The following is an 18,936-nucleotide window of genomic DNA, read 5'->3' as shown; positions in this document are numbered from 1 at the left end:
CTGGCGTTGTTGCTCCTCCTAGCAAGATGCAGCTTGCGTCGTCGTCGCGTCTAGCCATTCAGTTCGCCAAAGGCACACTTGTCGCTGGTCCAACCGAGATTTTCCATTAGGCGCACCGAAGGTGCTATTTGAGTGCTGGCGGCGCATTTCCGGTCATTTTTGACGCTCTTCGTTGCTCATGGCTTGCCATGATCGCCTCATTCGCATCAAAACTGCCTCGAAAAGTGCATCCGCCATCAACTCAAATCCTAACGGAAAATCTCGGTCCAATGGAAAATCTGGGTTAATTATTGACCGTTTATGCAGTGCGCTTTCTCTCTATCAATGATCTCAACGATGACAGGCGGAAATAGATGCACATTTTTGTTGATGAAAGATTAATATTCTCGACTTGAGGTATCGGCTGGTGATACTTTAAGAACATCTGCCACAGCGATAGCAAAAACGCATTTAATACCAGAGGGCAAATGCACGCTGGTGCAGAGAAATAATCAGTCGGGAGGACAAGAAAATGGGCAAATTAGTTGAACGTAGCGCCTTGATGGAGGCGGCAGATCTGGGCTTATTGCATTACGGGCAGGTCGAGCCTTTGATGCGGTTTTTAGAAACCCGGGCGATGAAAACCGGTACGGCACGGTTTAGCGGGACGATGGTTTTATATTATCTGGGCGGCATGCTGGCGATTGCGGCGTGCTCCTTATTCAGCACCCTTGCGGTGGAGCGCTGGGGCATGCCGGTGCTGCTGGCGCTGAGTATTGGCTACTTTGTATTTGCTATAGCGGTCGCTACCTGGCTGGATAAGCGCGGGCAGGGCGTGCTGGCGGGTATTTTTGCGACGCTGGCGATTGCTCTGGTGCCTCTGATGGTATTTGCGTTGCAGCATGTCACCGGGTTTTGGGAAGATAGCGCTAATGCTGAGCATTATCGGGATTTTCATCAATGGATAGACTGGCACTGGCTGGTGATGGAGTTGGTGACACTGTTGATCGGTGCGCTGATGTTGTGGCGCTTTAAGTACAGCTTTTTGGTGATGCCGGTTGCGGTGACCTTGTTTTATATGGGGATGGATGTGGTACCTGCCTTGCTGATGCATGGTGATATGGGCGATATCTTGGGCGGTGACTGGCATGTGCGGCAGCAGATTTCGCTGGTATTTGGGTTGGTGATGCTAGTGTTTGCGCTGGTAGTGGATTTCCGCTCACTGCGCGGTGTGGACTATTCGTTCTGGCTGTATCTATTTGGCTTGCTGACGTTTTGGGGTGCGTTGTCGTCGATGGGCAATGGCGCTTTGTCTGGCAAGCTGATTTATCTGGCGATTAATGGGGGCTTGATTTTTATCGGTGCGGTATTGGGTCGTCGGGTGTTTGCTGTTTTTGGCGGTATTGGTATCGCGATGGTGTTGGGCGATTTGTCCTGGCATTTGTTCAAAGACAGTTTTGCCTTTGTTGCCGTATTGACTTTGTTAGGTTTTGCGCTGATTGCATCGGGTGTGTGGTGGAGCCGGCATCGTGTGCGTCTAACCGCGCAACTCTCGAGCAAATTGCCGATGGCAATGCAATCTAAACTGGCAATGCGCGGCTTATCGACCTGAATAGATCCTAATATTAATGAGATCGATGTAAGGAAACGCCACCTCCTTAGACTAAGACACATAGTCGCAGTATAAATAGGGATATGAATATAGGACTTGGACAGCGCCAGATGGAGGGCGGTGTCCAAGTCTTTATTAAGGTTCCTGATTTTTAGGGAGGTGGTATGAAACGTTTATTCTCAGTATGGCCGTTGGTACTGGTTGCAGGGATCGTCCAGCCAGCGTTGGCGCAAACTTGTACCAAAAGCAGTCCAGCGCACACGGTCGCTTTGCTGGAGCTGTACACCTCCGAGGGCTGCAATAGTTGCCCGCCAGCCGATAAGTTTGTCAGTAGTGTCTACAAAACGACCGGCTTAACATCCGACCAGGTATTGCCCTTATCACTGCATGTGGATTATTGGGATTACATCGGCTGGAAAGATACCTTCTCCAATCCTATTTTTACGCAGCGTCAGCGCTGGCTGGCGGAGCTGGCGTCCACTCGCACGGTGTATACGCCTGAGGTGTTTGTTGCTGGCAAAGAGTTGCGCAACTGGAGTAATGGCGTGGCGGATGCAGTCAAGCGCATTAATCAAAAACCTGCTCAAGCGGATATTCGCCTGACTGTGGATGGCGTGACAGATCGTCAGCTCAACGTGAGTATGACCAGCAACACGGCGCAAACCGGCAAGCTCTATTTTGCCTTGGTTGAAAGCGGCTTGGTCTCGCATGTCAAAGCAGGAGAAAACAGTGGCGTCACGCTACAGCATGATTATGTCGTGCGGCAGTGGGGCGATCCCGTTCGTCTGACGGGCGGCAGCAATACGACGATGCGTCAGATCAGCTTCCCTGCGAATGCTGTACGTAAGAATCTGGCAGTGGCGGCTTTTGTGCAATCGGACAAAGGTGAGGTATTGCAGGCGCTGTCGTTGCCGATTTGTTCGGGTTTATAGAAGGCGCTTTAATGCACCTTTTATCCGAACACATCGGTTGTAGAAGATCTCGGTTGAACCTTTATGTTTCGCTTGCAGCCCGTAGCATTTCTACATGTTCAATATCATCTTCCAGATAGATGTCTGACACGGTGACAAAGCCAAAGCTGCCATAGAATTTTTCCAAATACGCTTGTGCGCCGATGCGGATAGGTTGATTGGGGTAGCGTTGTTCTAACTGCGCGATGCCCTCGGTGATGAGTGCTTTTCCGCTGCCACTGCCACGAAATTCTTTTGTGGTGATGACACGGCCGATGGATGCTTCTGCAAACTTGAGACCCGGCGGAACGATGCGCAGATAGGCCGCGATCCTGATCTTGCTTTGAGTGTCGGGATGTTCTGTCGTTTCTTCTATGACTGTTCCAACCACGTGCAAACAATCCTGATCTGCGTCATCCATATCCGGGAACACGCAGTTTTGTTCTACGACAAATACCTCGCTGCGTGCACGCAAAATGGCATACAACAGCGCGGGTGATAAGTCATCAAACGCCAGACATTGCCATTGCACCGCAGCGCTGATGGGTTGAGTATTGTGAGACGCTGGCACTGAGTGCGATTCAGAAGTTGATTGCGAAGTCGATTGAAGAGCGGTCATAAATAAAATTACATTTGTCTGAAAAGATGGGCATACACACGGCTTACAGCCAGCTTCTCATCCCGATCGATCAGCTTGAGCGAAAGCTTGCCGGATTCATCCCGATGTGCCGAATGGATGCACTGGCTGTTGACCACCGTGCTGCGATGGATTTGCCAGAACTGGTTGCTATCAAGCTGTGGCAATAACTCTCTGAGGCTAACACGGATTAGTGAAGAATGTTCTGCTGTGACGACGTTGATGTACTTGTCAGTTGCTTCAAAATACAGCACATCATTGATGCGTATCATACGGATCTGGTTGCCGACTGCGGCACGTATCATCGTTAGTTTTTCTGTCGTCTTTGCATCGCCGCTAGCGACGCCAGCTTGACTAACACCAGCTTGATTTGCATAACCAAGATTGCCAACGCCAGGCATCAGATTGCGCAATTGCGCGACTACCCGTTCTAATTCTCCTGAACGCTCTTGACCGTCGTCTAAACGCGTTTGTAAACGCTTGACGGTTTTGCTCAAACGTTCTTCGCTGACTGGTTTCAACACATAATCGGATGCCGCATGTTCAAACGCATCTATCGCATAATCGTCATAGGCTGTGACGAAGACAATCAATGGGAAAGGTTTGTCATCAGGCCATTCTTCGGCCAGTTCTTGTGCGACTTCCAACCCGGTTTTCCCCGGCATTTTGATATCTAAAAAAAGAATGTCTGGTAGCTGCGCCAGTGCTTCTTGTACTGCGGCCACACCGTTTTCTACCACGCCGCAAATGCGTAGCTCTGGCCAGAGTTTTTCCAGATGCTTCATCAGCGTGAGCGATAATATCGTTTCATCTTCTGCGATGAGTGCGCGTAGTTGTGCCATATATTTATCCTTGTAGCGGAATAGTCAGGTGCGCTATGGCACCCTCTGGTTGATTGGGACTGAGTGTCAGGCTGGCGCTAGCGCCGTATAGCGCAAACAAACGGTCGCGTACATTCTCGTTGCCGACATGATGGGAGTTTTCATCGATACGGCCATTAATGTGGTCACTTTTTTCGTCGTTTTCGCCGTGATTCTGCGATTGAGTAAGTTGCGTTTGATTGGCGACCGGCTCTTTGTAGGTAGACGGTAGTCCCATACCGGTATCGATTACTTTTAGATGCAGAACTTGATCGGTGACGGCTGCAGAGACGTGAATGTGACCACCTTCTATTTTGGGTTCTACCCCATGTTTGATTGCATTCTCAACCAGCGGTTGTAGCAACATCGGAGCGATCTGTAATGACTGTAAATCTGCCGGTAAATCGATCTGATACGTGAGGCGCTTGCCCATCCGTATCGCTAATAATTCTAGGTAGGCATGCATCAAGGCAAACTCTTGTTTGAGCGTAGTCTTGTCGGTGCGCGAGGAGCTGAGACTGGCACGCAAATACAGAATTAATTGCTCTAGCATATATTGAGCACGCTCAGCATCGATAGCGATTAAACCTTGCAAATTCGCCAGCGTGTTAAAGAGCATATGCGGCTCGATCTGCGCTTGTAGCAATTGCAGTTTGGCTTGCATTGCCTGCCGCTCAATCGCGGCATTGCGGGCTTTCTCTTTTTCTGCCTGGGCTTTTAATTCTGCCAGTTTGCTTTGGTTCCAGAAAAAAATACCTGAGATCAGACTGATAAAAATACACATGACGACCATGGCGCGGTCACCACGGTTAATAAATCCATTAAAGCTCGGTATCGGAATGCCATAGATCAGCATGCCTATACTCAATCCAATATAGTACCCGACCGGAGCGGAGGCGGCGCAGACTAACAAAAAAGCCAGATTATTAGGCTTATTCGTTCTCCAGATCAGCCAGCGTAAGGCATCGATCAATAGTGAGATACAGGTACCAATAATGACCGAAAATACCCAGTTCATCTGGAAAGTTCCGTCGGTGACCACGACATAAGTCAGGAAAATCGCTACTAGCGTATTGAACAGCATTAAGATCGCCAGCGACCGTAGTAAATTAATTTTGTGGCCGCCTCTGGGGAAGATCAATGTCAGCATATGAAAAGTAGAGAATTTTTTTTGAATGTCTATCATACGTTGCTTAGTTAGCTTCCCTTTAGTTTTCCTTCAGTTTTACTAAAGGGTTCTTATTGCAGCAATGCTATTTGCGGATGACAGCCATGATGAGCAGAACCTTTTTATTGCGCGACAGTAAAGTGACGAAAGTACTCGATTTGGTCGCCAATCAGCGCTGAGCCGCCGCGAAATGACCCGCCAAAATTGCGTATGCGGTAATAGAAAATCCCTACGCCAGAATATTTTGCTGATATATTTACCGGCCTTGTTGGCAAGCTCTTTCGTAGCCTTGTTAGCAAGCCTTTGATTAAGCTCGTTTTTGAGATTGTTTTAGCCCAGCTTGTCCTGATCAATCTTGAGCTTCACTATGAGTATCAGCACAGCATAGGCACAAAGTAGTGCTGCATTGCAGCGTAAAAGAGTTGTCGCTTATTTGCTCATCGGCATACTGAAGTCATTACCGATGATTTCGTCGTTTTTAATAAGGATCTTATGCGTTATTCCACACGTTTTTTACCGGTACTGACTGCCATCGCAATGGCGTTATCCGTACCTGTGACCGCTATGGCACAAACCGCCGCGCCAGCCAAAGTCAAAACAAAGCCGCCGACCGTGGCCGAAGCAGAACAGTTTTTGCGTGACAGCGAAGTACGTTTGCAACAACTGTCGGTGATCTCGCAACGTGCCGCTTGGGTGTATGAAACGCATATCACCGATGACACTGAGGCAATGTCGGCGCAAGCCAGTGAACGGGCTTTAACCGTCGGCAGTGAAATTGCGATACAGGCGCGTCGCTATAACCATTTGCCGTTGTCAGCTGATAGCAAACGTAAGTTGAAATTGTTGCAGCTCAATTTAAGTCTGAGTAACGCGGCTGACCGCGAAGCTTATACCCGCTTGAGCACTTCGCTCGCGGGTGAATATGGCAAGGCTAAATACTGCAAAAAGGCAGATGATCCAAGCACCTGTCTGGATCTGGGGCAGATGGAACAAATCATGGCAGAGAGCCATGACCCAGCGGTACTCAAAGATATCTGGATGGGCTGGCATCATCAGGCGACTAAATATAAAAAGAGCTATGTCGATTATGTCGCCGTGTCTAACAAGGGTGCGCGAGAAATGGGCTATGTCGATACCGGCGCATTGTGGCGTTCAGAATACGATATGTCGGCGGATGAATTCGCTGCCGAGAGTGAGCGCCTGTGGCAGCAAGTCAAACCTTTGTATGAATCTTTGCATCAGTATGTACGTTTGAAATTACGTCAGACCTATGGTCCTGACGTGGTGCCGCTGACAGGGCCGATCCCCGCCCATTTGTTTGGCAATATGTGGAGTCAGACCTGGGAGAATTTATATCCTATCGTCAGACCAGAAGGGCAGGATGCCTCTTTGGATGTGGGCGCAGTATTAAAGCAAAAAAATATCGATGCCAAAGGAATGGCGCAATTTGCAGAGGGCTTTTACACCTCATTGGGGATGGAATCCTTGCCAGCGACGTTCTGGCAAAAATCAATGCTGACCAAGCCGCGTGATCGCGAAGTCGTGTGCCATGCATCCGCCTGGGATCTGGACAATATGACCGATGTACGTGTCAAGATGTGTATGAATCAGACGACCGAGGACTTCACTACGATTCATCATGAGTTGGGTCATATTTATTATGATCTAGCGTATCGCAAGCAACCGTTTTTGTTCCGAGGCGGCGCAAATGACGGCTTCCATGAAGCGATCGGCGATACGGTTGCCTTGTCCGTAACCCCAGAATATCTGAAGCAAATTGGATTGCTGAATCAGGTGCCGGATGTGTCGCAAGATATTGGCGTATTGTTGAATCGTGCCTTAGAAAAAGTTGCTTTCTTACCGTTCGGTTATCTGGTGGATCAATGGCGCTGGAAGGTGTATTCCGGTCAGGTTGCGCCTAAAGATTACGACAAAGTCTGGTGGGAACTGCGTGAGAAATATCAAGGGATCAAGCGACCAGCGCCGATGGAAGCGGATGGTTTTGATGCCGGGGCTAAGTATCATGTGCCGGCAGATACGCCTTATGCCCGTTACTTCATTGCTGATATTTTGCAGTTCCAGTTCCATCGCGCTTTGTGCAAAGAAGCGGGTTATGTTGGTCCGTTGAATCGTTGCTCTAACTACGGTAACAAAAAAGCCGGTGCCAAATATCAAGCGATGCTGTCCATGGGTGCAAGCCGTCCATGGAGCGAGGCACTGAAAACCGTTTCTGGCGAAGAGAAGATGGACGCCTCCGCGATTCTGGATTATTTCGCACCATTAAAAGTCTGGTTAGATGCGCAAAATAATTTGCTGATGAAGCAGGATGTAAAGGGATAATCGAGGCGATACATTAAAGGCCAGCATTGGGGACGGGTATTGAAATAAGCTGTATTTAAGCTGCGATAATATTAGATACTCTAGGTAAGTATATTTTATTGTCTAGATAAAGTCTGCTTAGTAGCTTATTTTGATAGCATACTCCCCTATTTGTTGGTATTTAAAAATACAAAAGGGAGTGGCTTTTTGGCCACTCCCTTTTTGCTTTCGTTGATAGTTTTGACTAAGTTGATGGCTAAGTCAGCGCAAGCTAGCCCCATGCTTAAACCAAGATCAAATAATGCGATTTTTAATCAGGGCTGCAATCTTCTCATCATCGTAATGCAGTACGTCGCGCAGAATTTGCTGGTTGTGCTGCCCCAATAACGGTGGCGGTGCCTGATACTGAGTGGGTGTGACGGATAATTTCATCGGGCTAGCGACCAGCCTGACTTTGTCTGCCGTAGGGTGGGGCAGATCAAGCCGCATCTCGCGGGCGATGACTTGTGGATTGTCGAATACTTCTTCCAAATTATTGATCGGGCCGCAAGGCACGCCGGCGCTTTCTAACAAGTCTATCCACTCTTGTTTGGTTTTTTGTTTGACCATCTCGGCCAATTGCGGCACCAGTTGATCTCTGTGCTGTACGCGTCGCGGATTGGTAAAGTACAGGGGATCGTCTGCCAGTTCAGGGCGACCGCCTGCATGTACAAATTTAGCGTACTGACCGTCATTTCCGGCGGCCACAATGATGTGTCCGTCTGATGTAGCGAAGGTTTGGTAAGGCACGATATTCGGATGTGCATTGCCCCAGCGTTTTGGTGCGACCCCGCTGGCAAGGTAATTGGTGTTCATATTGGCCAGCATGGCGACTTGTACATCCAGCAGCGCCATGTCGATGTATTGGCCTTCGCCTGTGCGATCCCGGTGTGTTAGCGCTGCCATGACGGCAATAGTGGCGTACATGCCAGTCATTAGGTCCGCAATTGCGACTCCCGCTTTTTGTGGGCCGCCGCCGGGCAAATCATCACGTTCGCCGGTCAGTGACATAAAACCGCCCATGCCTTGCACAATAAAATCATAGCCAGCGCGATGCGCGTATGGTCCGGTTTGACCAAAACCTGTGATGGAGCAATACACCAGATCAGGTTTTAGCTTCTTTAGGTTGTCGTAGTCCAGACCGTATTTTTTGAGTTGGCCGACTTTGTAATTTTCCAGCACGACATCGGATTGTTGTGCCAGTTCACGGATGATTTGCTGACCTTCTTTGGTGGCGATATCAACGGTGATGGCGTGTTTGCCGCGGTTGGCTGCGAGGTAATAAGCAGCTTCGCCGGTATTTTTCCCAGCATCGGATTTGAGAAACGGTGGCCCCCAGCTGCGGGTGTCGTCGCCGACTTCTGGTTTTTCCACCTTAATTACTTCTGCTCCCAAATCAGCTAAATTTTGCGCACACCATGGCCCTGCAAGCACGCGGGTGAGATCCAGTACGCGGATATGTCCGAGGGAAGTCTTGTTGTTTTCTGTCGTCTGCATATATGCTATGTCCGTTCGATTGGTCGATACTATTCTGGTAAGTCAAACAATGCTGAGAGGAATTCAATACGATGATAACTAGTTGGCCTTATCCTAAAATAATCGCGCACCGTGGCGGTGGCACGCTTGCTCCAGAAAATACCATTGCTGCAATGCGATGTGGACTGGAGTATGGATTTCATGCGGTTGAGTTTGATGTCATGTTATCAAAGGATGGTGTGCCTGTGCTAATGCATGATCCTTTATTTGGCCGCACTGTGTGCGGCGAGGGTGGCGTCGCAGCTAGCTTGGCAGTCGAGTTACAACAGATGGATGCGGGAAGCTGGTTTTCTGAGCGGTTTGCCGGAGAGCGTATCCCGACTTATGTGCAAGTGATTGAGTTTTGTCAGCAACATCGGATCTGGATGAATGTCGAGATTAAACCGGCACCGGGGTTTGAAGAGATTACCGGACGGGTAGTAGCAGAAGTGACTAAGCAGATGCAGGCGGGTGGTGACGTGCTGTTTTCTTCCTTTTCATTTGACGCTTTAATGCAGGCTAAGCTAGTGGCACCAGAGATTAAGCGCGGATTTTTAACCGACCAGATTGAGTCGGATTGGCAGCAGCGATTAGAACAACTGGATGCGATTGCCTTGCATACCAACCATAAACATTTAACGCCTGAGATTGCACAACAGATCAAAGCTCCAGGCTATGGTTTGTTTTGTTATACAGTGAACACGCCAGAGCGCGCTCGGGAAATTTTGGATTGGGGTGTCGACGCGTTTTGTACTGACCGGATTGATTTGATTGCGGCCGATTTTTGATTGTTACATTCGCTTACGCGGCTTACAGTTTTAACGTCAGCAGCTTGTATTTGGAGCTCGTTATAGGCTCATGAGTGACGCAGTTAAAATTAGGATTTACGCAAAACTGCCTCACTTGGTCAGTAAAATTACTTTAATCCATCGAAAGGGAAGATCATGAAATCCAACAAAAACACAATCACACGTATCATCTCCAGCAAAATTGCTCCTGCATTGATTGCAAGCTTGTTCGCGATGCCAGTATTTGCGCAAACCGCTGCGACAACGAACACACCTAATATCGATAAACGTCAGGATAATCAACAACAACGCGTTGCCAATGGCGTTAGTAGCGGCGCACTGACCGCAAAAGAAGCCACTAATTTGGAAAAACGTGAATCTAAAATCGAAACTGATAAACAAGCAGCGAAAGCAGATGGCACCGTCACCAAACAAGAGCGCGCAAAACTGCAACATGAAGAAAACCGTGCCAGCAAAAAAATCTATGCAAAAAAACACAACGCACGTACAGCGAGTTCGCCAGGTCAATAAACTGAGTTGCGCTTAACAAAATAGACCGCTGTCAGATGTTTTAAGCAGCTGATTTAAGAGAGATAGGTCTCTCTAAAAAGTAGAGGAAAAGTAGAATCCGTCTGGCATTCGACGCCAGGCGGGTTTTGTTTTTATGGCACAAAATGCCGGAAGTTATCACGTATAATCAAGAGCTAACTTTTTAAAACCGCATCAATCTGCCCTGAAAATTACTATGAACTCGTCTGAAATCCGCGATAAATTCCTCAGCTTTTTCGAATCCAAAGGCCATACACGAGTCCGTTCGTCCAGCCTGATCCCCGGCAATGACCCGACCTTGTTGTTCACCAACTCCGGTATGGTGCAATTTAAGGATGTCTTTCTCGGTCAGGACAAACGCAATTACACCCGCGCGACTACAGCGCAGCGCAGCGTGCGAGCAGGCGGCAAGCATAATGATCTAGAAAACGTCGGTTATACAGCCCGTCACCACACATTTTTTGAAATGCTGGGTAATTTTTCCTTCGGTGATTACTTCAAGCGCGACGCGATCAACTATGCATGGGAATTGCTGACCGTTGTCTACGGTCTGCCAAAAGACAAGCTCACCGTCACGGTGTACCAGGAAGATGACGAAGCCTACGATATCTGGAAAAATGAAATCGGCGTACCGCCTGAGCGCATTATCCGTATCGGTGATAACAAAGGTGCGCGCTACGCATCAGATAATTTCTGGCAAATGGCAGATACCGGCCCATGCGGTCCATGCTCTGAAATTTTTTATGATCACGGCGCCGATATTTGGGGTGGTCCTCCGGGTTCTCCTGATGAAAACGGTGATCGTTTTATCGAAATCTGGAATCTGGTGTTCATGCAATTCAACAAGGATGAGCAAGGCGTTTTGCATCCTTTGCCAAAACCTTGCGTTGATACCGGTATGGGCTTGGAGCGCATTGCGGCGGTATTGCAGCATGTGCACTCCAACTACGAAATTGATATCTTCCAAAATTTGATTAAAGCCGCCGCGCGCGAAACGGGCTGTACCGATCTACATCACAATTCTTTAAAAGTCATTGCGGATCACATTCGCTGTGCAGGCTTTTTGATTGTAGATGGCATCATTCCTGGCAATGAAGGTCGCGGCTATGTCTTACGTCGTATCACGCGCCGTGCTCTGCGTCATGGTCACAAGCTAGGTCAGCCACAGCCATTTTTCTACAAACTAGTTGCTGATCTCGTGAAAGAAATGGGCGAGGCTTATCCCGAGTTGGCAGAGGCTGGTGAGCGTGTTGCCCAGGTCTTGAAGCAGGAAGAAGAACGTTTTGGCGAAACGCTGGAACATGGTATGAAGATTCTGGAAGCGGCACTCGCCAAAGATAGTAAAAATCTGGATGGCGCGACGGCTTTCACCTTGTATGACACTTACGGCTTCCCGCTCGATCTGACGGCGGATATTTGCCGTGAGCGAAATGTGGTGCTGGACGAAGCTGGTTTTGATGCTGCTATGGCGCATCAGAAGCAAACTGCTCGTGCTGCAGGTAAGTTCAAAATGGCTGCGGCAATTGAATACAACGGAGACAAAACGAAGTTTGTCGGCTACGAGCAACTAAGCAACGACAGTAAAGTGATTGCTTTGTACGTCGATGGCAGCGCGGCCTCTCAATTGCAAGCTGGTCAGGCAGGTATTGTGGTGCTGGATGTGACGCCTTTCTATGCTGAATCTGGCGGTCAGTGCGGTGACTCTGGTGTTTTAAAATCCAGCGCCGGAGCGGTGTTTGAGGTCGCGGATACGCAAAAAATTCAGGCCGATGTATTTGGTCATCACGGTACATTAATCACTGGCACATTAGAAGTTGGACAAAGTTTGCATGCGCAAGTCGCAATAGCAGTGCGCGCGCAAACAGTGCGTAATCACTCGGCTACGCATTTAATGCACAAGGCCTTGCGTGAAGTATTGGGCGCGCATGTATCGCAAAAAGGTTCCTTGGTTGATGCTGAAAAAACGCGTTTCGATTTCAGCCACAACGCACCGATGACCGACGATCAGATTCTGCAAGTAGAAACGATAGTCAACCGCGAAATTTTGTCCAATGTGGCTGCGCAAGCGCAAGTAATGTCGTATGACGATGCGATCAAGCATGGAGCAATGGCTCTGTTTGGTGAGAAGTATGGTGATGAGGTGCGCGTATTGGATATTGGCACGTCACGTGAGTTGTGCGGTGGTACGCATGTGTCCCGTACCGGCGATATTGGTCTGTTTAAAATTGTGTCAGAAGGCGGGGTTGCCGCAGGAATACGCCGTGTTGAGGCAGTTACTGGTGAAGTCGCACTTGAACTGGTACAAACCTTAAACCAGCGTGTGAATGAGATCGCAGCCGCTCTCAAAACTCAACCAGAGAAATTAACCCAGCGCATAGCGCAATGGCAAGATCAGGTGAAGTCTTTAGAAAAAGAACTGGCTACTCTGAAGTCTAAGGCAGCTGCAAATCAGGGTGAGGCCTTGGCAGATCAGGCGGTAGAGATCAACGGTGTCAAAGTATTGGCAGCAATGATGGAAGGTGCAGACGCAACCGCATTGCGCGAAACTATGATTAAGCTTAAAGATAAATTGAAAACAGCCGCTATCGTATTGGCCGCAGTCAATGAAGGCAAAGTCAGTTTAGTCGCAGGTGTGACTGACGATGCAACTTCAAAAATTAAGGCGGGTGACTTGGTGAACTTTGTAGCTCAGCAGGTTGGTGGCAAAGGTGGCGGCCGTCCTGATATTGCCCAGGCGGGTGGCACTGATCCATCTGGTTTGCCTAAAGCCTTGGCAGATGTACCTAACTGGATTAAAGAGCGCCTATGATATTTATCCGCCGTGCTGAATTAACAGATGCCGCTCAGATACAACGGGTATATGCAAGTACCAATGCGTACTCTAATACCTTGCAATTACCACATCCTACTGTTGAGATGTGGCAGGAGCGTTTAAAACAGTTTAATCCGAATGACACTTTGCTTATCGCGATGTACGACGGTGTGATCGTTGGCACCGCGGGTTTGCATGTAGAGAGTGCGGTCAGGCGACGCCATGTAGCCTCTTTGGGAATGGGCGTGGCGGACTCTTTTAGCGGCCGCGGCGTTGGTACGGCATTAATGGTGGAGTTGATGAATCTGGCCGATAACTGGCTTAATTTGTTGCGTCTTGAGCTTTATGTCTACGCCGATAATGCCGCGGCAATTCACCTGTATAACAAATTTGGTTTTGAAATTGAGGGAACCCATCGCGCACATTCTTTGCGCAATGGGGTTTTCATCGATACTTATTCTATGGCGCGTTTTCATCCTAAACAGCCACAAGTTCCACTAATGTCACGTTAGGTTTCTGATGGAAATTAAATTCTGTCCAGTATGCGCCCAATCGCTTGAGCATCGTGCCGATGAGCATGAAGCAGGAAAAGTTCGCCTGGCTTGTCCTGAAGGACATTGGACGCATTGGGATAATCCTCTGCCGGTACTAGCCGCTTTAGTTGAGGTTGAAGGGCACATTTTATTGGCACGCAACGCGGCTTGGCCTGAAAAAACTTTTGCCCTGATCACGGGTTTTATGGAGCGTGGCGAAACCCCAGAGCAGGGCATAGCCAGAGAACTAAAAGAAGAGACTAATCTCGATGCCGATCAGATCAGCTTGATTGGCGTGTATGAGTTCATCCGAAAAAACGAAGTCATCATTGCTTATCACGTCAAAGCGTCCGGTGAGATTCGTTTGTCGCCAGAGTTGTTGGAATATCGCTTAGTACAACCCGACAGATTACGTCCTTGGCATGCAGGCACTGGGTACGCTATGGCTGACTGGATGCGATCTAAAGGATTAGAACCGGTGTTTGCTGATTGGGGCAGCGCTTGAGTGATCAATCCGCAACAAATACTCACTAAAATTGTGCAAACGATTGTCAAACTATGTGGAATCTGTGGTTCCGTTGCTGCGTTGCACCATCTTGATTAATTTTCCGGTAGAATTGGTGCAAAGTTATAGACTTTAGTTGTTGTTCAAATTTGTTTATTCCCGCTACTGGAAAAATCATGCAATTCAATAAAGAACTGGACGCGCGTGGGCTGAATTGTCCGCTTCCAATTTTAAAAACGAAAAAAGCCTTGGCCGATATGATCACTGGCGAGGTTCTTCATGTACTGGCAACAGACCCTGGCTCTGTACGTGATTTCAAAGCTTTCTCCAAGCAAACCGGTAACGAGCTGTTATCGCATTTGGAAGGTGGCGCGGAATATGAATATTTTATTAAACGCAAATAAGTGTAAATAAAATAAGATTATTTGGTTGATAGCCAAGAGAAAACCATTTTTAAAAGCCCGCACTCTATTGCGGGCTTTTTTATTTTGTCTGACCCGTTGTTTTAGCCTGAATCTATTTTAGATACGACGCTCTACTGCTAAAGTGGCTTGAAAAGAACGATCGTGCTAAATTAAGCACTCTCTAAGTGTTTGGTCTTATAATTGATAGCATTAGCAGTCTCATTAAAGCTTAAATCAAAGTTTCAATCAGATTCACTTCAATTTGTAAGGCTAGCTGCACCAAATCTACATAATATTGATCAACAACATTGTTGCTAGCACGTAGTATCATTTACCGTTCAAAAATTAGCTTAATCTCAACAAAGGCAGAACTATGAAAGTCCTGGTACCAGTCAAGCGTGTCGTCGACTATAACGTCAAAGTACGCGTCAAATCCGATGGCAGCGGCGTGGATATCGCCAACGTCAAAATGTCGATGAACCCTTTCGATGAAATCGCGGTAGAAGAAGCCATGCGTTTGAAAGAAGCTGGTGTCGTTACCGAAGTGATCGCGGTATCTTGCGGCGTAGCGCAATGCCAGGAAACACTGCGTACAGCAATGGCAATCGGTGCTGATCGCGGTATTTTGGTTGAAAGTGACGCAGAGTTGCAGCCTTTGGCCGTAGCTAAATTGCTCAAAGCCTTGGCTGACAAAGAACAACCGCAATTGATCATTCTCGGCAAGCAAGCGATTGATGATGATTGCAATCAAACCGGTCAAATGTTGGCGGCTTTGCTGGGCTGGCCACAAGCAACGTTTGCCTCCAAGGTTACTATTGCAGATGGTAAAGCAACTGTCACGCGTGAAGTTGACGGCGGTCTGGAAACTTTGTCTCTGACTTTGCCAGCGATCATCACTACCGACTTGCGGCTCAATGAGCCACGTTATGTGACTTTACCTAATATTATGAAGGCGAAGAAAAAACAGCTGGATAATGTGAAGCCTGCTGATTTAGGTGTGGACGTTGCCTCGCGCGTTAAAACACTGAAAGTCGTTGAGCCAGCTAAACGCTCTGCTGGCATCAAGGTACCTGACGTTGCAACACTGGTCGCCAAGCTGAAGAACGAAGCCAAAGTATTGGGCTAATCCGGTATCAAGCGAGATTAAGCTGGACCCAAGCTTTTTATCTTTAAGAATAATCTTTGGGGCAGACGATTACGTCACCTCAATCAATGTGGAAAACATCATGACTACACTCGTCATAGCTGAACACGACAACGCTAGCCTCAAAGGCAGCACCTTAAATACGATTACTGCAGCGATTCAATGTGGCGGCGACGTTCATGTTCTGGTCGCAGGATTCAATGCTGCAGCCGTAGCGCAAGCTGCATCGCAAATTGCAGGCGTGAGTAAAGTATTACATGCAGACGCAGTGCATTTTGCCGATGGTTTGGCCGAAAATATTGCAGAGCAAGCACTTGCAATCGCTTCTGCTTACAGCCACATCCTGGCACCAGCGACTGCCTACGGTAAAAACGTGTTGCCGCGCGTCGCTGCTAAGCTGGATGTATCGCAAATCTCTGAAATTACGAAGGTAGATTCTCCAGACACTTTTGAGCGTCCAATCTATGCCGGTAATGCGATTGCCACTGTGCAATCGACTGATGCGATTAAAGTAATCACTGTGCGTAGTACCGGTTTTGATGCCGCTGCACCTGGTGGTTCTGCTGCGGTAGAGACGATTGCTGCGGTTGCTGATTCTGGTAAGTCGGCTTTCGTATCACGTGAGCTGGCAAAGTCAGATCGTCCTGAATTAACTGCAGCTAAAATTATTGTGTCTGGTGGTCGTGGTATGGGTTCTGCGGATGCGTTTAAGGTGCTGGAGCCTCTGGCAGACAAGCTAGGTGCAGCAATGGGCGCGTCCCGTGCGGCAGTGGATGCTGGTTACGTGCCAAATGACTGGCAAGTTGGTCAGACTGGCAAAATTGTAGCGCCACAGCTATACATTGCCGTTGGTATTTCAGGCGCGATTCAGCATCTGGCCGGTATGAAAGATTCGAAAGTCATCGTTGCGATCAACAAAGATCCTGAAGCACCGATCTTTTCAGTCGCCGATTACGGCATCGTTGGTGATTTGTTTGATATCGTTCCGCAATTGGTTACTGAATTGGGTTAAGTTGGGCTACGGTGATATCAGTTTAAATTGGCAGCAACAGAATTAAATCGATATGAATGTGGCGATCGCAGAATCGTCTCATTTAATCTTTCTATATAAATAGGGCAGGGTAAGCAGGTTTGTGATGATCCTGAATATCCTGTCCTTTTTTTGAGTGAATTTGGAGTGAATATGAGCTACGTTGCGCCCCTGAAGGATATGCTGTTCGTAATGAACGAGTTGGCAGGTTTAGCTGAAGTCAACGCTTTGCCTGGTTGCGAAGACGCGACGCCAGAAACAGTAGAGGCTGTGCTGGAAGAGAATGCCAAGTTTACCGGTGAAGTGGTTGCACCATTAAACTGGGCAGGTGATCAAGCGCCAAGTTATTGGAAAGAAGGTCAGGTTTTTACGACCAAAGGCTTTAAAGAAGCTTTTAAAATGTTTGGTGAGGCGGGTTGGCAAGGCGTGCAGCATCCAACAGAATTTGGTGGACAAGGATTACCTAAGTTGGTCGCTACGCCATGTATCGAAATGCTCAATTCCGCCAGTATCTCATTTGCATTGTGTCCGCTACTGACCGATGGCGCGATTGAGGCCTTGTTGACTGCTGGTAGTGATACTCAAAAAGCGCTGTATTTAGAGAACCTGATTGCTGGTAAATGGACCGGCACGATGAACTTGACCGAGCCTCAAGCTGGATCGGACTTGGCGATGGTTCGTACCAAAGCTGTCCCGCAAGGCGACGGTACTTTCAAGATTTTTGGCACCAAGATTTATATCACCTATGGTGAGCACGATATGGCAGAAAATATCGTCCATCTGGTACTGGCGCGCACACCAGATGCACCAGAAGGTGTTAAAGGAATTTCTCTTTTCCTTGTGCCTAAATTTATGGTCAACGCCGATGGTTCTTTGGGTGCCCGTAATGATGCGCACTGTGTCTCGATAGAGCACAAACTGGGGATCAAAGCCAGCCCGACTGCGGTGTTGCAATTTGGCGATAATGGCGGCGCCATCGGTACTCTGGTTGGTGAAGAAAACCGTGGCTTGGAATACATGTTCATCATGATGAATGCCGCACGTTTCGGCGTTGGCATGCAAGGTATTGCGATCGCGGAGCGCGCTTATCAAAAAGCCGTTGGCTACGCCAAAGAACGTGTGCAATCGCGCGATCTGGCAGGCTCTGCCGGCCCTGTCACGATTATTCATCACCCTGATGTGCGTCGCATGCTGATGTCGATGCGAGCGCAAACGGAAGGCGCTCGTGCTTTAGCTTATGTGGCGGCTGCTGCAAGTGATGCAGCTCATCACCATGGTGATGAGGCCGTGCGGAAAACCAATCTCGCTTTCTACGAATACCTGGTACCGATTGTCAAAGGATGGTCAACCGAGATGTCCCTGAATGTCACCTCGACTGGCGTGCAAGTACACGGCGGTATGGGCTTTATTGAAGAAACCGGTGCGGCACAACACTACCGTGATGCACAGATTTTGACGATTTATGAAGGCACTACCGCAATTCAGGCAAATGATTTAGTTGGCCGTAAGACCGCCCGTGATGGCGGCGCGACAGCAAAAGGGATCATCGCACAAGTGCGTAAAACGGCGGCAGAATTGGCGGCGGTGCAGTCGGATGACCTGGTCGCCATTCAGCGTCAATTGCTGGCTGGTGCTGACGCAATAGAAGAGGTTGTTAGCTATGTTGCTGCCAACTTTAAGTCAGATATTAAAGCTGTATTTGCAGGTAGCGTTCCTTACCTCAAATTGGCAGGTATTGTATTAGGTGGATGGCAAATGGCACGTGCCGCTTTGGTTGCTCAGCAGAAATTGCAAGCTGGTGACGGCGATGCCAGTTTTTATAAAGCGAAAATTGCAACTGCTCGTTTTTTCGCAGACCATATTTTGTCGGCAGCGCAAGGTTTGCGTAGTTCCATTGTTGATGGCAGTGCTGGTGTATTAGCGATGTCGGAAGACCAGTTCTAAATACTGACGAGGGCGGATTCAGCTACGAAGAGCAACGGGAGGTAAGTTTTAGGGGGAGTATATCCAAATTATAAAAAACCTCAAACGGCGTTCGATAGCCGAGGCATTTCCTAGGGCGATGATTGAGTTGATTGACTGCCCGTTGTAA

The 18,936-nt window shown here is 48.4% G+C and carries 16 protein-coding genes; 12 read left to right on the top strand and 4 right to left on the bottom strand.

Annotation, left to right across the window (positions count from 1 at the left end; all coding sequences use genetic code 11):
• The first annotated feature begins 511 nt into the window (after positions 1-511).
• Both AAKU64_RS08060 and AAKU64_RS08055 read left to right on the top strand, forming a co-directional pair.
• Positions 512-1,591 carry a DUF2157 domain-containing protein gene (locus AAKU64_RS08060; RefSeq protein ID WP_354332912.1) on the top strand — a complete coding sequence of 360 codons (1,080 nt, stop codon included), beginning with the start codon at positions 512-514 and terminating at the stop codon, positions 1,589-1,591.
• Between the two features lie 164 nt (positions 1,592-1,755).
• Positions 1,756-2,523, top strand: a complete 768-nt coding sequence (locus AAKU64_RS08055; RefSeq protein WP_354332910.1) for a DUF1223 domain-containing protein — start codon at positions 1,756-1,758, stop codon at positions 2,521-2,523.
• A gap of 61 nt (positions 2,524-2,584) precedes the next feature.
• Here AAKU64_RS08055 and AAKU64_RS08050 read toward each other — a convergent pair whose 3' ends face one another.
• From AAKU64_RS08050 to AAKU64_RS08040, 3 genes are read right to left on the bottom strand one after another with little or no spacing between them, the layout of a single operon-like run.
• Entirely contained in the window at positions 2,585-3,160 is a 576-nt protein-coding gene (locus tag AAKU64_RS08050) for a GNAT family N-acetyltransferase (RefSeq protein ID WP_354332909.1), read from the bottom strand.
• An 8-nt stretch (positions 3,161-3,168) separates the two neighbouring features.
• The gene (locus tag AAKU64_RS08045; RefSeq protein WP_354332907.1) at positions 3,169-4,020 is read right to left on the bottom strand and encodes a LytR/AlgR family response regulator transcription factor; all 852 of its coding nucleotides are present in this window, start codon (positions 4,018-4,020) and stop codon (positions 3,169-3,171) included.
• A gap of 4 nt (positions 4,021-4,024) precedes the next feature.
• The gene (locus tag AAKU64_RS08040) at positions 4,025-5,224 is read right to left on the bottom strand and encodes a sensor histidine kinase (protein WP_354332905.1); all 1,200 of its coding nucleotides are present in this window, start codon (positions 5,222-5,224) and stop codon (positions 4,025-4,027) included.
• A 474-nt stretch (positions 5,225-5,698) separates the two neighbouring features.
• On the opposite strand from AAKU64_RS08040, the gene AAKU64_RS08035 reads away from it, so the two are divergent.
• Positions 5,699-7,546 carry a M2 family metallopeptidase gene (locus AAKU64_RS08035; protein WP_354332903.1) on the top strand — a complete coding sequence of 616 codons (1,848 nt, stop codon included), beginning with the start codon at positions 5,699-5,701 and terminating at the stop codon, positions 7,544-7,546.
• A 273-nt stretch (positions 7,547-7,819) separates the two neighbouring features.
• Here AAKU64_RS08035 and AAKU64_RS08030 read toward each other — a convergent pair whose 3' ends face one another.
• Positions 7,820-9,061, bottom strand: coding sequence for a CaiB/BaiF CoA transferase family protein (locus tag AAKU64_RS08030; RefSeq protein ID WP_354332902.1), 1,242 nt, complete (start codon positions 9,059-9,061; stop codon positions 7,820-7,822).
• Positions 9,062-9,132: 71 nt separating this feature from the next.
• Here AAKU64_RS08030 and ugpQ point away from each other — a divergent pair, with 71 nt between their 5' ends.
• The 9 genes from ugpQ (at position 9,133) to AAKU64_RS07985 (ending at position 18,788) form a co-directional block, all read left to right on the top strand.
• On the top strand, positions 9,133-9,867 hold the full coding sequence (gene ugpQ / locus AAKU64_RS08025) for a glycerophosphodiester phosphodiesterase (RefSeq protein ID WP_354332900.1): 735 nt from the start codon (positions 9,133-9,135) through the stop codon (positions 9,865-9,867).
• Between the two features lie 156 nt (positions 9,868-10,023).
• Complete coding sequence (locus AAKU64_RS08020; RefSeq protein WP_354332898.1) at positions 10,024-10,398, top strand: hypothetical protein; 375 nt, start codon at positions 10,024-10,026, stop codon at positions 10,396-10,398.
• Positions 10,399-10,612: 214 nt separating this feature from the next.
• Positions 10,613-13,225, top strand: coding sequence for an alanine--tRNA ligase (alaS, locus tag AAKU64_RS08015; protein WP_354332896.1), 2,613 nt, complete (start codon positions 10,613-10,615; stop codon positions 13,223-13,225).
• Positions 13,222-13,740, top strand: coding sequence for a GNAT family N-acetyltransferase (locus tag AAKU64_RS08010; protein ID WP_322119582.1), 519 nt, complete (start codon positions 13,222-13,224; stop codon positions 13,738-13,740). Before alaS ends, AAKU64_RS08010 begins: the two co-directional genes overlap by 4 nt.
• 4 nt (positions 13,741-13,744) lie before the next feature.
• Positions 13,745-14,266: an NUDIX domain-containing protein gene (locus AAKU64_RS08005; protein WP_354332987.1), complete on the top strand. Its 522-nt coding sequence runs from the start codon at positions 13,745-13,747 to the stop codon at positions 14,264-14,266.
• Between the two features lie 176 nt (positions 14,267-14,442).
• Positions 14,443-14,670 carry a sulfurtransferase TusA family protein gene (locus tag AAKU64_RS08000; protein ID WP_354332895.1) on the top strand — a complete coding sequence of 76 codons (228 nt, stop codon included), beginning with the start codon at positions 14,443-14,445 and terminating at the stop codon, positions 14,668-14,670.
• Positions 14,671-15,043: 373 nt separating this feature from the next.
• The gene (locus AAKU64_RS07995) at positions 15,044-15,796 is read left to right on the top strand and encodes an electron transfer flavoprotein subunit beta/FixA family protein (protein WP_354332893.1); all 753 of its coding nucleotides are present in this window, start codon (positions 15,044-15,046) and stop codon (positions 15,794-15,796) included.
• 100 nt (positions 15,797-15,896) lie between these two features.
• A complete protein-coding gene (locus tag AAKU64_RS07990) occupies positions 15,897-16,826 on the top strand; it encodes an electron transfer flavoprotein subunit alpha/FixB family protein (RefSeq protein ID WP_354332891.1) in 930 nt (309 codons plus the stop codon).
• A gap of 171 nt (positions 16,827-16,997) precedes the next feature.
• Positions 16,998-18,788, top strand: coding sequence for an acyl-CoA dehydrogenase (locus tag AAKU64_RS07985; protein ID WP_354332889.1), 1,791 nt, complete (start codon positions 16,998-17,000; stop codon positions 18,786-18,788).
• Positions 18,789-18,936 lie beyond the last annotated feature (148 nt).

This window comes from Undibacterium sp. GrIS 1.8 (assembly GCF_040544445.1).
Classification (GTDB): domain Bacteria; phylum Pseudomonadota; class Gammaproteobacteria; order Burkholderiales; family Burkholderiaceae_D; genus Undibacterium.
The sequence above is the reverse complement of the archived record's forward strand: the minus strand, read 5'-3'. Positions and strand labels throughout refer to the sequence as shown.

Bases quoted from the DNA above. Each gene is read 5' to 3' on its own strand.
- AAKU64_RS08030 (WP_354332902.1), bottom strand. From the start codon at position 9,061: ATGCAGACGACAGAAAACAACAAGACTTCCCTCGGACATATCCGCGTA.
- AAKU64_RS08010 (WP_322119582.1), top strand. From the start codon at position 13,222: ATGATATTTATCCGCCGTGCTGAATTAACAGATGCCGCTCAGATACAA.
- AAKU64_RS08050 (WP_354332909.1), bottom strand. From the start codon at position 3,160: ATGACCGCTCTTCAATCGACTTCGCAATCAACTTCTGAATCGCACTCA.
- AAKU64_RS08055 (WP_354332910.1), top strand. From the start codon at position 1,756: ATGAAACGTTTATTCTCAGTATGGCCGTTGGTACTGGTTGCAGGGATC.
- AAKU64_RS08060 (WP_354332912.1), top strand. From the start codon at position 512: ATGGGCAAATTAGTTGAACGTAGCGCCTTGATGGAGGCGGCAGATCTG.
- AAKU64_RS08035 (WP_354332903.1), top strand. From the start codon at position 5,699: ATGCGTTATTCCACACGTTTTTTACCGGTACTGACTGCCATCGCAATG.
- AAKU64_RS08040 (WP_354332905.1), bottom strand. From the start codon at position 5,224: ATGATAGACATTCAAAAAAAATTCTCTACTTTTCATATGCTGACATTG.
- AAKU64_RS07995 (WP_354332893.1), top strand. From the start codon at position 15,044: ATGAAAGTCCTGGTACCAGTCAAGCGTGTCGTCGACTATAACGTCAAA.
- AAKU64_RS08020 (WP_354332898.1), top strand. From the start codon at position 10,024: ATGAAATCCAACAAAAACACAATCACACGTATCATCTCCAGCAAAATT.
- AAKU64_RS07985 (WP_354332889.1), top strand. From the start codon at position 16,998: ATGAGCTACGTTGCGCCCCTGAAGGATATGCTGTTCGTAATGAACGAG.
- AAKU64_RS08000 (WP_354332895.1), top strand. From the start codon at position 14,443: ATGCAATTCAATAAAGAACTGGACGCGCGTGGGCTGAATTGTCCGCTT.
- AAKU64_RS08045 (WP_354332907.1), bottom strand. From the start codon at position 4,020: ATGGCACAACTACGCGCACTCATCGCAGAAGATGAAACGATATTATCG.
- alaS (WP_354332896.1), top strand. From the start codon at position 10,613: ATGAACTCGTCTGAAATCCGCGATAAATTCCTCAGCTTTTTCGAATCC.
- ugpQ (WP_354332900.1), top strand. From the start codon at position 9,133: ATGATAACTAGTTGGCCTTATCCTAAAATAATCGCGCACCGTGGCGGT.
- AAKU64_RS07990 (WP_354332891.1), top strand. From the start codon at position 15,897: ATGACTACACTCGTCATAGCTGAACACGACAACGCTAGCCTCAAAGGC.